This window comes from Mucilaginibacter sp. 3215, from assembly GCF_050433785.1.
GTDB lineage: Bacteria > Bacteroidota > Bacteroidia > Sphingobacteriales > Sphingobacteriaceae > Mucilaginibacter.
In genome coordinates this window covers 159,004-173,237 of sequence record NZ_JBNPWO010000011.1, presented here as the reverse complement: position 1 = coordinate 173,237, position 14,234 = coordinate 159,004, and the positions used below count along the sequence as shown (strand labels likewise).

Below are 14,234 nucleotides of genomic sequence, written 5' to 3'. Positions count from 1 at the left end.
GATATTGCCTGCCAGTAAGTTACGATTTTTGTTGATATATTGTATGTAATATACCCGCCGCAAAGGGGAGCGGCAGGTTATTCATGATGTTGTCAAATTTACCTGATCAAGGTAAGGTTGCCCGATAGCAGCTTACAAGGAGTATTGAGGTTAATGATATAATAATACACCCCCGAAGGCAGCAGCCAGCCATTAAACTGCCCGGAAAATGGCGTGGCGTATTCTTTTGATTCGAATACCCTTTTTCCGTAACGGTTAAAGATCTGAACTAAGGTGCCGGGGAATTTTTCAAGGCCTTCTATCTTCCAGTAATCATTTATACCATCGCCGTTGGGGGTTATAGTATTGGAGAATTTTACGTCGACCAATACAACTTCAATATGTGTTTTGGTGCGCGGGCTTTCACATGACCCTATGCTGTATGAGATATAATATTCACTGGTTTCGGTTATTAATACTTCAAAATTGCCGGTATTACTGGTTTGAAGCGGCGTTGTTGATGTAGCATCGGCATATAAATTATACATGCCTGTAGTTTTGTTTAAAACAGACAGGCCCACTTTTCCGGGCAGGCAGATCCGTTGGTCGTTTAATACCGGTGCGTCTGGGATAAATTTTTGGTTGCCAACCTCCTTGCTGAATGGTAACGGAATTGCACAGGTAGTGTTATCAGTAACTGTCAATGAATAAGTGCCTTTGCCCACATTTATTAAATCTTTATCGTTCCCCACGGTATTGCCGGTGGCGTCGGTCCAGATAAATTTATACGGAGGTACACCGCCGGAAACATCGATGCCTGTAATGCTGCCCAATAGCTGGTCGCACTCATCTGTTTTGGCTACCGGGGCATTATTTGCCGAAAATTGTAACAATGGGGTTGCCTGTATTACCCAGGTGCCCAATACAGAAGCACATCCGTTTTTATCGGTTACATGAAGCGTATATGAACCGGGGGCGGCGTTTGGAACATCGGTACCGTAACTTACCGTTGTACCGGCTGCATCAACCCATTGATAAGAACTTGGCTTTATAGTCCCCTCAAAATCAATATGCAAACTGCCATTGTTGAGCCCGCAGGTAGTAGGTGTGTTAATAAGGTTTTTAATGGTAAATACCTCGGGTGCCAAACGGTTAACCGTAAAATAGGCGTCGTTGCTGCATTGCGTATGAGTATTTAACGCATTTAGCCGGTATGTACCATCGGCGAGATCAAAAATATCAAGGTTAGTCTGGTTAGTAGTGATGGGATTGCCATTTGGATCATACCACTGATATTTGTCTGCATTTTGAACATAAACCCCCGTTATTGCCCCGTTATTTTCCCCACATTTCGCGGGGGTTACAGCCCCGCCATAAAAGATTACCGAGTATGTTTCTGTAATGGTTATCGGCGGGGTAGAATAAGGACTGCACTCGCTTTGATCTGTGAGTACGAGGGTATAGGTACCGCCTTTAACTCCTACCAGATCTTTTGAAGTCCTAACGGTTTTGCCCGCGGCATCCAGCCATTTGTAGGTAAGTGTACCTATCCCTGAGGGGATGGGTGTAATGTTTTTTATGCTGCCGTCGGCTATACCGCAACGGGCAGGGGTCACAGCCATTGTAGATAAGTCATAATCGGGGCCCGGTTTGGCTTTTATAGGTGGCGTAAGGGTTGATGTTGCCGAACAGCCGGCCTCGTCCTGAATGGTTACAGTAAAAGAGCCTTCGGGTAGGTAGGGGGCCTGGGTATTGGCCACTACGTTGCCGTTCTTGTCCTTCCATGTAAAAGTGAGATTGCCTGCACCACCGGTAAAGTTTACGTTAAAAGGGAACAGTTTTTGGCGGCATTCCGGAACCGGAACAATTACGTTTTGGATCTTGATCCGAAGATCTTTTATTTCAAAAAGTTGTGTTACCTTCTGGCAGCCACCCGGGTATTGAACCGTGAGCTGATAGGTGCCGGGTAAAAGGCCCGAAACATTCTGACCATCTTTTATTGCTGTAAGGCTGCCGTTCTGCTCCTTTTTATCCCAGTGAAATAATAACCCGCTTCTGTCTTGCTTTATAGTGATGCTGCCGGGGGTACAGGTATAATGTTTAACAACTATATCATCATCACGTATTACCAATGATGAAAACGGAGAAGTGTTGTTACTGCCATCGGTAGCAGTGGCTATTACTGCTTTGGCGATACTGCCTGAATATGTCCATTTGCCGCTCGCATCCGACTGAACGGTGGTAATGTAGGTTTTGCCCTGACATATAGTTCCGCAATCGTCTGAGAAGAAAAGTTCGATAGCCGAGTTTGGTGTAGCTACTCCCGATACCGCTGTACTGCCAAAATTGAGCACCTGCACAAAAGGAACGGTGTAATAATTACTCATGACGCTTATGCCATAATCTTTATTACAAAAAATGCTGTTCCGGGTTATGAGTGTATGCCTGCTGTTAAGGGATTCAATGCCATACTGATTATAACCAATGTAGTTTTTATTTGCTGCATTCGGCCCTCCAATGGTGCCCGACGAACTTTCGCCAACCCTGATGCCTTCGCCGTTTCCCAGATCGGCCGTGCCGGTTATATCAGTACCTATCTTATTACCTGTAATATTAAATGTAGCCTGCTCAATAGCGATCCCTGCAAAACGCTGCCCCGAAATAATATTGGCGCTGATATTAGCCGTAGTATTAGTAGCATTGATACTGATGCCATAAGCCTTCATAAACGCGTTCTGCTGAAATATCGGGATGTTTTTAAAATCCTTTTTGCCGGTATAATCAGTGCCTATTTTGTTATTTTGAATATTGATAGTCCCTGGCACCACAGTAAAATTGGACGTGTTGCCGATACCGATGTTTACAGCGTTGGCCGATATGATGTTGCCCATATTGGCATTTGCACCACCTATGTTAACAGTTTTGCTGATGAAAAGGTTCAATCCGTCAAAATTGCTGGCGGCTGTATAGCCGTCGTCAAGTAAACCGATTATATTGCTTTGAATGCTTGCATCGGCAAGGCCGTTAACGTTATAGTAGTTTGAATAATTAACAATACCATTAAGGTTTCCGCATATAACGTTGCCTTTGCCCGGCGCGCCTATTATGATATTTGAGGCATCACCTAAAATATAAATACCCGAACCCTGGTTAAAATCGGGATTGGAGAAATTGGTGATCTTGGCAAAGTTGCGGATATACAGGCCGTAGATCTCAATGCTTTTTGCTACCGCCCCTCCCGAGTTTGGATCGCCGTTAATAAAAAGACCGCTGAAATTTACAGGCGTTGTTTCAGGCTCAATAATAACCCGTGCATCAGATACGCCAAAAGCTATGCCAGCTTGACTTGTGCCATCAATAACAACGTTAGATGTAATGGCAGGCAACTGGCTTCTTAGCCTGATGGTTCTATCAGATACGAGTGTTCCCGGTAATTTAAACTGGATGATATCAGGCGTCGCAGTGCCATTAGCCGCGGCGTTGGTTAAAGCCTCGCGCAGCGTTCCTGGACCGGTATCGGCATTGCTGGTTACTATAAATGTAGCGCCTGAGGCTACATTGCAAAACAAGATCGATATTAGTAGTACTAAAAGTGATAATTTATTAATAAACATTGATTTAGGTAATCAGCTGCAAAATACACTTTTTTGCTGTAAGTACACTGTGAATATTATATTGATCAGGTGGTTATTATACAATAAACAACATCAAAATAGTGAAATGCTGTATAGTTACCTGATGATTGACAAACTGCCTGAGAGCAAATTGCAGCTTTTACCGAGATTTAAAATATAATAGTACACTCCCGAAGGAAGCCTGGTGCCATTATAAGTTCCGTCAAATGGTACGCTATAACCTTTTGATTCAAATACTTTTTGCCCGTACCTGGTAAATATCTGGACTATTGCCTGCGGATAGTTTTGAGCATTGTTTATTTTCCAGTAGTCATTTTTACCGTCGCCATTAGGTGTGAACGCGTTTGGGATATCAATAGCAGATAAGCTGATGGTTATTTGCGCCTGGGTTCGTTCGCTTTCGCACTGGCCGCTAACCCGGCTTATATAATAAGTGCTATTGGGGTTTACTTTGATTTTGAAGATGCCATTGGTTTGTTCATCCTGGTACTGAGTGCTTGTTTGCGAATCATAAAGACGATAGGTATTCCCGGCAGATGGAGAACTGACGGATAGCAAAGCTTCGCCCGGAGCGCATAATTGCAAGGGGGCAATTATCGGCGCATCTATGCTGCTGTTTTCATTTAAAACAGTATAAATGCGACTTGCCATAACGCCGCAACCGCTGGCGTCCTGAACCTGCAGCGTGTAATCCCCGGCACCGACGTCTGTAAGATCTTGCGATGTAAACAAATGCTCACCGGCTACATTAAGCCATAAATAGGTGTAGGGCTGTGTGCCGCCTTTAACCTGAATGTTTTTTATACTTCCCGTATTTAATCCGCATTGATCGTCGGTACGGGTTTCTGAGTTTGCCACTATTTGCAGGGGATCAATTTCGTTAACGGTAAAATCATGCGGATAAAGCGTTTCACAGCCGTTTGCATCGGTAAAGTAAACTTTATAAGTGCCGGGTTTAAGGTTTGGGACATTTAACCCCGTACCTGCAGGCTGCCCTTCGGCGTCAATCCAGCGTGCTGTTTTAACAAGGTTATCTGTAGGTATTACGGTAATTGAGCCGTTGTTTTCACCTGTGCAACTGTTGTTAATGTTGGCAGAATAAGCCGGATATACAGTTGGCGGATTAACGTCAACCTGATAAGGTAAACTGGATACGCTACACCCAAAATCATTGCTTGCGGTTAGTTGATATTTACCGGTGGGAACGTCGGTTAAATCAAGGCTTGTACCGGCTATACTGTTATCAAGCGTGTTTATCCATGTATATTTAGTTGCCCCCGGTGCCGTAATGCCTTTAATAGCGCCGTTATTTTGATTGCAGCTTGCTGCTTGCCTGGTTAACTCCGATATGTTTAGGGTGATTTGATTAGAGCCAAGTGTAAGTGGGCCTAAATAGGCCAAACCGCAACCCCGGCCGTTTATTTGTAATGTATATTCTCCTTCAGGTACTCCGTCAAGGTCAAGTGACGAGCCTACTTTTGTTCCTGACGCGTCTCTCCATGTAAAGGTATAAGGGCCATTATCAAGCCCAATGGGTTTAATCTTGATGTGTTTGATAAAGCCATCAGTCGCATTGTTGCAACTGGCCGGCTTTCTTTCTTCAAGGGATTCATCTATTTCCACATTTAAGTAAGGTGCCGAAAATTCAGAAGTAGCCACGTTGTTGAATGTGGCGGTAGCAATCACCTGTTTATTAATTGCGCCGTGATATAACCACTTTCCATCGGGGTCGGTAACAACACTTGCAATGTATTCTTTACCTTCACAAAGTGTACACTCAGCCGTATGAAACAATTCGATAACAGCTCCGGGTTTTGACGTTCCGCTAACTGACGAAGCTGTAAGGCTCGTTATGATAGGAGCTGGGGCATATTCGGTATCATGCTGTTTAATCCCAAATGTTTTATTGCAGTAAAAACTGTTTTTTCTTACTACAGTATTTGCACCGTCTTCTTCCATCCATAGTCCCCCAACTTCACCGTAGGCTATATAGTTTTTATCTTCGTCATTATCGCCGCCAACAATACCACTTGCATTTAGTTCAATGTTACGCCTGTTACCAAAGTTTTTTGTGCCGGTGATATCGGTACCTATTTTATTGCCTTTAATATCGAATGTACTTACGCGGAGCAGGAGCCCCGTGCCTGTATGTCCTGATATAACATTGTTTTTTACTATGGTAAAGCCCTGGCGTAACTCTGAAACTACACCATAAAATGGGTAGTTAACGCCAGCAGTAGGATTCTGACCAATGAAATGGTCTGCGTAATTTTCAAGACCGTCAATCCCTGTTCCTATCATATTGCTCTGAATAACAGCAGTGTTTCCGGTTGGAAACGGATTGTTTGGGTCTGGATATTGGCCTATGTTTACATCGAATCCATTGGCAGCAATAACGTTGCCTTGTGATGGCAATGGCCCTCCAATTAAGATATCACCACTTCTTGCTATAACGTTTATGCCGCCAAAATTTGAATTAGGGCTTATGCCGTCCTCTAAAAGCCCGATAATATTATTTTGGACAGTTAGCCCGGTGACAAAACTATTCGAAGTAAGGTCTGTACGAATGTTGGCAATTGCATAGTGAGTACCGCAGATAATGTTCCCCTTGCCTGATGCTCCAATTATGAGATTTTGACAGTGTTGTAGAATTTTGATCCCAACGGCTCCAAACTCGAAATTCGCCAGGATAGGCTTTTTTATAAAATTGCGGATATATAAACCATATATCTCAATGTTGGGCATTAAAGCATTATCGGAATTATCAATTATCAAAACCGAGAGGTTTGTTGTTGCTCCCGATTGAATAATAACTTTAGTGCTGCTTACACCAAATTTAACGCCCGGTTGGGTCGTTCCGTCGATAACTATATTTGACGAAATATTGGGTAACTCGGTAAGCAGCGTTATCGTCCTTCCCGCCTCGCTCAAATCCGGTAAATTAAAATAAATGTAATCTTTTTCCGCACTGCCATTGGCCGCGGCTAAGGTTAATGCTTCGCGCAAGGTACCCGGCCCCGAATCGGCATTGCTGGTTACCGTAAAAACAGCCGAAAAGCTTTTAAAGCTGATGAAAAGAAAAATAGTGATAAAGAGTAAAACTCGCCTGCCCGTCATGTTTAGGTATTCAAGAGCCAAATTACATTTTTTTCCTGTAAATGCATTGTCAATATCATATTAGCTAATTGTTACTCATGTTGCAAAATCGTACCTTTGCGGTAAATTTAAGAGGGACGATTAATTCATGAAGTTGAATACAACCTATCAGGAGCAGTTTCAGTCGAGGCACATTGCTCCAAGCGCGGCCGACACGGCCAAAATGTTAAAAACCATCGGTGTAAGTACGCTTGATGAATTAATAGGGCAAACCATACCGCAAAAGATCAGGCTTGCCAAACCGCTTAACCTGCCCGCGGCAAAAAGCGAGTTCGATTACCTGAACACCTTAAAGCAAACGGCTTCAAAAAACAAAGTTTTCAAGTCATTCATCGGCAAAGGCTACTATGATGTAATTGTACCGGGCGTTATTCAGCGCAATATTCTTGAAAACCCCGGATGGTACACGCAGTATACCCCGTACCAGGCCGAAATTGCACAAGGCCGCCTGCAGGCTTTGCTAAATTTCCAAACCATGGTTATTGACCTTACCGGTATGGAAATTGCCAATGCTTCGTTGCTTGATGAAGGTACTGCCGCTGCCGAGGCTATGTTTATGCAATACAGCCTGCGTAAAAACAACAGTGCCAACGTTTTCTTCGTTTCCGAAGAAGTGTTCCCGCAAACTATTGATATCTTAAAAACCCGTTCAGAGCCTTATGGCATTGAGCTGAGAATAGGCGACCACCGTACCGTTGACTTAACCGACGATATGTTTGGCGCTATTGTACAATATCCTGCAGGTAATGGCGCGGTTTATAACTACGCCGATTTTGCTGCAAAAGGACATGAAAAAGGTATTAAGCTTACCGTTGTTGCCGATATCATGAGCCTTGCACTATTAACCCCTCCGGGCGAATGGGGCGCCGATATCGTAGTTGGTTCATCACAACGTTTTGGTGTACCGATGGGTTTTGGCGGCCCTCATGCCGCTTTCTTCGCTACTAAAGAAGAGTATAAACGTTCTATCCCGGGCCGCATCATCGGTGTTACTATCGACAGCGCCAATAATTATGCCCTGCGCATGGCCCTGCAAACCCGCGAGCAGCATATTCGTCGCGATAAAGCTACATCAAATATCTGCACAGCACAGGCACTATTAGCTATTATGGCTGGAATGTACGCCGTATATCATGGTCCGGATGGTATCAAAGCGATTGCCGAAAGGATCCACGGTTTAGCCGTATTAACAGCTAAAACCTTAGGGCAGCTTGGCTATGAGCAATTGAACGAAGCTTACTTTGATACTGTTAAGTTTGATGTGGGCAACCTTGTTGGTCCTATCCATTCGGAAGCATTAAATAACGAAATGAACCTTAACTACGAAGGTTCAATAGTAACTATAGCAATTGATGAAACCACTTCGGTTGAGGATATCAAAACGATAGTAAGGTTCTTTGCCAAAGTTAAAGGTAAAACATTTAACGATGTTGATTTTGATGGCGTTAATGCAAGCCTTGAAACGGTTATTCCTACAGAACTTCAGCGCACCTCTGCATATTTAACGCACAGCCTGTTCAATATCCACCGGTCTGAACATGAAATGCTGCGTTATATCAAATCACTGGAAGCGAAAGATCTTTCGCTTTGCCACTCTATGATAGCTTTAGGCTCTTGCACCATGAAACTGAACGCTACTACCGAAATGGTACCTGTTACCTGGGCCGAGTTTAGTAAAATTCATCCATTTGCCCCAACCGACCAGGTTGGCGGTTATATGCAGTTGTTTGATGAGATCAACAATTGGCTAAGCGAAATCACCGGTTTCGCAGCCATGAGCCTGCAGCCAAACGCCGGTGCGCAAGGCGAGTACGCGGGTTTAATGGTAATCCGCGCTTATCACAATGACAGGGGCGACAGCCACCGTAATATTGCTCTGATCCCTTCATCGGCACACGGTACCAACCCTGCATCGGCAGCTATGGCCGGCATGAAGATAGTGGTGGTTAAGTGCGATGATAACGGAAACATTGATGTTGCCGACATGCGCGCCAAAGCTGAGCAATACAAAAACGAGCTTTCATGCCTGATGGTTACTTATCCATCAACGCATGGTGTGTTTGAAGAAAGCATTATCGAAATTTGTGAGATCATTCATGAAAACGGCGGCCAGGTTTATATGGACGGTGCTAACATGAATGCCCAGGTAGGTTTAACCAGTCCGGCCAATATCGGTGCCGACGTTTGTCACCTCAACCTGCATAAAACATTCTGTATCCCTCACGGTGGCGGTGGCCCCGGCATGGGCCCGATCGGTGTTGCAAAACATTTGGTGCCTTATCTGCCAGGCCATGCTGTGGTTGATATCGACAGGGGTAAATCAATTCATGCTGTATCTGCAGCACCATGGGGTTCTGCATCTATCCTCATCATATCACATGCTTACATTGCCATGATGGGTGCCGAAGGCTTGACTAACGCTACCCGTTATGCTATCCTGAATGCCAACTACATTAAAGCCAGGTTACAGGAGCATTACCCTGTACTATATGCTGGTGCTAATGGCCGTTGCGCGCATGAAATGATATTGGATTGCCGCTCATTTAAATCGGCAGGTATCGAGGTTACGGATATTGCTAAACGTTTAATGGATTATGGTTTCCATGCACCAACCGTATCATTCCCGGTTGCGGGTACGGTAATGGTTGAGCCGACTGAATCAGAGCCTAAGCATGAGCTCGACCGTTTTTGCGATGCCATGATCTCTATCCGCCATGAAATTGCCGATGTGGTTGATGGCCTGTCTGACAAGGTAAATAACCCTTTGAAAAATGCACCTCATACCGTAGCTGTAATTACCGGCAACGAGTGGGAGCATCCTTATACCCGTCAAAAAGCGGCATTCCCGCTGCCTTATGTTGCTGCCAATAAATTCTGGCCTTCGGTAGGGAGAGTTAATGACACTTATGGCGACAGAACGCTGATCTGCTCATGTCCTCCGTTAGAAGAGTATGAGTTTGAAGAAAGCGTGATTGAATAGATTTTAAATCAACCCTCCCCTAAACAAGGAGGGTTTTTATTTTTCACACAAATATATATTATGAGTTCAGCTAATCACGAAGGTAATTCAAAAGTCTCTCCCTTCAGGGGAGATTTAGAGGGGCTTATCGCCCAAACACCACAGCCCCCTTATTATGCGGTAATATTCACATCCCTACGTACCGGTGTAGAGGAAGGCTATGGCGATATGGCTGTTGAAATGGTTGAACTGGCCCGGCGGCAGGAAGGTTTTCTGGGCGTTGAATCCGCGCGTAACAATGTTGGAATAACGGTGTCTTATTGGCAGTCGGTAGAAGCTATTAAGAATTGGAAAGCTAATGCCCGGCACCTGTTTGCCCAGCAGCAGGGGCGCGATAAATGGTACCTGAATTATAAAGTACGCATTTGCCGGGTGGAGCATGACTACGCCTTTTAAATTCAATGGCTAATTCCTGTCCCATATTTTTTTTGAACTTTATTAATTGGCCAGATCAAATAAAATATTCACGGTGCGGAGCCGTTTAAATGTATTGTTTTTTATAATTTACAACTATAAGGAATATAACTTTTTGAATCGCGGTCTCGTATAAAACAACGCGCTTAAATTATAGATATGAATATTAACAATAAAGCCATAAGTGTATTACTGGTTGATGACGATGAGATAAATAACTTTATCTCCATAAAACTGATAAAGAAAGCTTTACTTAATACAGAAATTATGGCCTGCCTGAATGGAAAATATGCGATTGAGCAACTTTCTGATATTCAGCGTAAAGACCCTAATAAACTACCCGATTATATTTTGCTTGATATTAATATGCCCATTATGAATGGCTGGGAATTTTTGGATGAGTATAAGCGCCTCAACCTTGATCCCCTGGGCAAAAGCAAGATCTATATTATTTCATCATCTGTTTTCAGCAACGATATTAACAAAGCGCGTTCATATCCGTTGGTGAAAGATTTTATCTCCAAGCCGCTCAACGTTGAAAAAATAAAAGAGCTTTTTGAGGTAACTGCCGAAAATTAAACCGGTTTAACCTTAAAGTGGTCTCCTTCTGTTTCAACGGTTCCGATAGTGAATGATTTAGCATGGTAAAACAGGCATTTCCATCCTTCGGCGGCAGCTTTTTTACCATATTCTTCCCGCAGCATCATAGCCTTGCGGCCATCCATATCGTACTTAGCAATGAATTTCCTCAGCAGCTGCTCTGGTTCGGGAAGCTCATCGCCACCAAAAAATACTTTCTCGCCTTCTATATCAAACCAAAATACCTGATGCGCAGGGCAATGACCACCCGAATGTTCATACCTGATGCCCGGTTTAAACTCGCCGCTGCCTTCAACGAAAGTTATCTTAGCTCCTCCGGCCTGTAACGCTTCAAATATTTCAACATGGTATGATGAGCCTTTCCCGCTGATCCCAAACTCCCATTCCTGTTTATTGATCACGTGCTCGGCCTGCGGAAAGCTGGGTACTAATTTACCATTCCGTTCAACTACCAAACCGCCTGAGTGGTCATAATGCAGGTGAGACATCATTACCAGGGTTATATCATCCGGATCGAAACCCGCATTACGGATGTTTTGGTGCAGCATGAGCTCGTCGCGGGTATCTTTAAAGCCAAGGCCGGTGTCCAATACAATCAAATCGGTTTTTGTTTTGATGAGGAAAGGGTTAACGTGAATGAACAACGAAGCCGGGCGATCTTTGGGGTTGTCAGTTTCCGGGTTGAATGGGATAAATTTCTTGGTTGCATCAACCGAATATGAGCCCTCACCTAAAGCAAAAAATTCCATAGTAAACGTAGTATCAGATTTTGAATGTAACTTTGGCTCTTTAACAGAGCATAAGTATATTTACTGTTTCAAGCTGCAAAGATATGAATAAACGTTGGGCGCTAAAGGATAATACAAACCATGATGATGTAATAAAATTAGCCGCCGAACTCAATATCGATACCGTATTAAGCGCTATGCTTGTGCAGCGTGGTATCACCACCTTTGAAGATGCCCGCTATTTTTTCAGGCCCGATCACCGGCACCTGCATGACCCATTCCTGATGAAGGATATGGAAAAGGCCATCCTCCGTATAGAACAGGCCATGGCAGCAGGCGAAAAGATCATGATCTACGGTGATTATGATGTGGATGGCACCACAGCTGTTGCGCTAACCTACAGTTTTTTCAAAAAGCTGTATGCCAATATTGAATATTATATCCCCGACCGCTACAAAGAAGGTTATGGGATCTCTACCCAGGGTATTGACTACGCTGCCGAGCATGGTATTACGTTAATCATAGCGCTCGACTGCGGCATTAAATCAGTTGATAAAATTGACTATGCCAATGAAAAAGGCATTGATTTTATTATCTGTGATCACCACTTACCGGGCACATCTATCCCGAATGCGGTGGCGGTGCTTGACCCTAAACGCGAAGATTGTGAATATCCATATAAAGAATTATCCGGCTGCGGCATTGGCTTCAAGCTGATCCAGGCCTATGCCGAAAAGAATGATATCCCGGTTGAAGAAGTAAACTGCTATCTCGACCTAGTGGTGATCAGTATTTCATGCGATATTGTGCACATCACTGGCGAAAACCGGGTGCTGGCACACTTCGGCCTGCAAAAAATAAATACCGATCCGTGTATAGGCGTTAAAGCTTTAATGGAGATAGCAGGCAAGACAGGGACATATACTATATCAGATGTAGTATTTTCGCTGGGTCCGCGCATTAATGCAGCCGGCAGGATAGACGACGCCAAACATGCGGTTGAATTACTGATAGCTACCGATAAAGACGTTGCCAAAGAAAAAAGCGCCATGATCAATGTGCGTAACACCGAGCGAAAAGGGCACGATCTTAACATTACCGACGAAGCGCTTGGCATGATAGAAAGTGATGAGGTGTTGATTGCCCGTAAATCGACGGTGGTTTTTAATGAAGACTGGCACAAAGGTGTTATCGGTATTGTGGCTTCGCGACTAACCGAAAAATATTACCGACCAACCATTGTGCTTACCCGTTCAAACGGGCATGTAGCCGGGTCGGCTCGTTCTGTTTTAGGATATGATTTGTATGAAGCGCTTTGTGGCTGCAAAGACCTGCTGATCCAGTTTGGAGGGCATAAGTATGCGGCCGGCCTTACCATGGCCCCCGAAAACCTTGAAGCTTTTATTGAAAGGTTTGAAGAGGTGGTAAGCTCTACCATAAAACCCGAACAATTGATACAGCAAATACAAATTGACGCCGAATTACGTTTAAGCCAGATAGAACCAAAATTTTTCAGGATCCTGAGCCAATTTGCTCCTTTCGGGCCCGAAAATATGGCGCCGGTTTTCATAAGTAAAAATGTGTATGTTAGTGGTAACGCCGGTTTGGTTGGCGGCTCCCACATTAAAATGAGCGTAATGCAGGAAGGATCGGCAGCATTTGATTGCATAGCCTTTAACCACGGCCAGTACCTGGAACAATTGAGGCCGGGTGTTCCGTTCGAAATGTGCTATTCGATAGAAGAAAATGTTTGGCGCGAAAGAAGAACGATACAGTTGAATGTAAAGGGGATAAGGTTTAGTGATTAGAGGTTATTAAAAAAAGCGTCATTGCGAGGTACGAAGCAATCCCAAACTATACAGGGCGGCTCTGCTAATCGGGGATTGCTTCGTACCTCGCAATGACGGCATGAAGATATTATCAGGGTAATCCATGAATCCCATAATCATGGTTCAGAAAAAATGATACTAAGAGCAGATAATTTAGTTAAGAAATACAAGCAGCGTACCGTTGTTAACGACGTGTCTTTTGATGTGGCACAGGGCGAAATTGTTGGTTTACTTGGGCCTAATGGTGCAGGTAAAACTACCTCATTTTATATGATAGTAGGTTTGATAAAACCTAATGAAGGTACTATTCACCTGGATAATGAAGACATAACCCAGGACCCCATGTACCGCCGTGCCCAAAAGGGCATAGGCTACCTGGCGCAGGAAGCATCGGTATTCCGCAAACTTTCGGTTGAGGATAACATCAAAGCCGTGCTGGAAATGGGCGATATGTCTAAAGAAAAGCAAAAAGATAAGCTGGAAGAACTGATCGATGAGTTTAGCTTGCACAAAGTGCGTAAAAACCGGGGCGACCTGCTATCGGGTGGTGAGCGCCGCCGTACAGAAATAGCCCGCGCGCTTGCTGCCGAGCCAAACTTTATCCTGTTGGATGAGCCTTTTGCCGGGGTTGACCCGATCGCGGTAGAGGAGATCCAGGCGATGGTGGCCAAACTGCGTACCCGCAACATCGGTATATTAATAACCGACCACAACGTGCAGGAAACGCTGTCGATTACCGACCGCGCATACCTGCTTTTTGAAGGTAAAATATTAGAATCAGGCGTGCCCGAGGTATTGGCTGAGAATGAAATGGTGAGGAAAGTGTATCTTGGGGCAAACTTTGTACTTAAAAGAAAGGTTTTTCCTCAATAAT

General features: G+C 44.2%; 8 protein-coding genes. 5 read left to right on the top strand and 3 right to left on the bottom strand.

The window, feature by feature from the left end:
- Positions 1-98: 98 nt before the first annotated feature.
- Positions 99-3,593 carry a gliding motility-associated C-terminal domain-containing protein gene (locus ABIC84_RS18275; RefSeq protein ID WP_429264457.1) on the bottom strand — a complete coding sequence of 1,165 codons (3,495 nt, stop codon included), beginning with the start codon at positions 3,591-3,593 and terminating at the stop codon, positions 99-101.
- Positions 3,594-3,710: 117 nt separating this feature from the next.
- The gene (locus ABIC84_RS18270) at positions 3,711-6,731 is read right to left on the bottom strand and encodes a gliding motility-associated C-terminal domain-containing protein (RefSeq protein WP_429264456.1); all 3,021 of its coding nucleotides are present in this window, start codon (positions 6,729-6,731) and stop codon (positions 3,711-3,713) included.
- Positions 6,732-6,858: 127 nt separating this feature from the next.
- Between ABIC84_RS18270 and gcvP the strand changes: the two genes are divergently transcribed.
- From gcvP to ABIC84_RS18255, 3 genes are all read left to right on the top strand, one after another.
- Positions 6,859-9,750 (top strand): aminomethyl-transferring glycine dehydrogenase, encoded by a 2,892-nt coding sequence (gene gcvP, locus ABIC84_RS18265; protein WP_429264455.1) that lies wholly within the window; start codon positions 6,859-6,861, stop codon positions 9,748-9,750.
- A gap of 60 nt (positions 9,751-9,810) precedes the next feature.
- Positions 9,811-10,185, top strand: a complete 375-nt coding sequence (locus ABIC84_RS18260) for an antibiotic biosynthesis monooxygenase family protein (protein WP_429264454.1) — start codon at positions 9,811-9,813, stop codon at positions 10,183-10,185.
- 177 nt (positions 10,186-10,362) lie between these two features.
- Positions 10,363-10,782: a response regulator gene (locus ABIC84_RS18255; protein ID WP_426581741.1), complete on the top strand. Its 420-nt coding sequence runs from the start codon at positions 10,363-10,365 to the stop codon at positions 10,780-10,782.
- On the opposite strand, the gene ABIC84_RS18250 is transcribed toward ABIC84_RS18255, so the two are convergent.
- Positions 10,779-11,552, bottom strand: coding sequence for an MBL fold metallo-hydrolase (locus ABIC84_RS18250; protein WP_426581739.1), 774 nt, complete (start codon positions 11,550-11,552; stop codon positions 10,779-10,781). The two genes, ABIC84_RS18255 and ABIC84_RS18250, sit on opposite strands and share 4 nt — an antisense overlap.
- 83 nt (positions 11,553-11,635) lie before the next feature.
- On the opposite strand from ABIC84_RS18250, the gene recJ reads away from it, so the two are divergent.
- Together recJ and lptB are read left to right on the top strand one after the other, a co-directional pair.
- Positions 11,636-13,339: a single-stranded-DNA-specific exonuclease RecJ gene (gene recJ, locus ABIC84_RS18245; protein WP_429264453.1), complete on the top strand. Its 1,704-nt coding sequence runs from the start codon at positions 11,636-11,638 to the stop codon at positions 13,337-13,339.
- A 153-nt stretch (positions 13,340-13,492) separates the two neighbouring features.
- Complete coding sequence (gene lptB / locus ABIC84_RS18240; protein ID WP_429264452.1) at positions 13,493-14,233, top strand: LPS export ABC transporter ATP-binding protein; 741 nt, start codon at positions 13,493-13,495, stop codon at positions 14,231-14,233.
- Position 14,234 lies beyond the last annotated feature (1 nt).

Coding starts and splice junctions, on each gene's coding strand:
- ABIC84_RS18250 (WP_426581739.1), bottom strand. CDS start 11,552: ATGGAATTTTTTGCTTTAGGTGAGGGCTCATATTCGGTTGATGCAACC.
- recJ (WP_429264453.1), top strand. CDS start 11,636: ATGAATAAACGTTGGGCGCTAAAGGATAATACAAACCATGATGATGTA.
- ABIC84_RS18270 (WP_429264456.1), bottom strand. CDS start 6,731: ATGACGGGCAGGCGAGTTTTACTCTTTATCACTATTTTTCTTTTCATC.
- lptB (WP_429264452.1), top strand. CDS start 13,493: ATGATACTAAGAGCAGATAATTTAGTTAAGAAATACAAGCAGCGTACC.
- ABIC84_RS18255 (WP_426581741.1), top strand. CDS start 10,363: ATGAATATTAACAATAAAGCCATAAGTGTATTACTGGTTGATGACGAT.
- gcvP (WP_429264455.1), top strand. CDS start 6,859: ATGAAGTTGAATACAACCTATCAGGAGCAGTTTCAGTCGAGGCACATT.
- ABIC84_RS18275 (WP_429264457.1), bottom strand. CDS start 3,593: ATGTTTATTAATAAATTATCACTTTTAGTACTACTAATATCGATCTTG.
- ABIC84_RS18260 (WP_429264454.1), top strand. CDS start 9,811: ATGAGTTCAGCTAATCACGAAGGTAATTCAAAAGTCTCTCCCTTCAGG.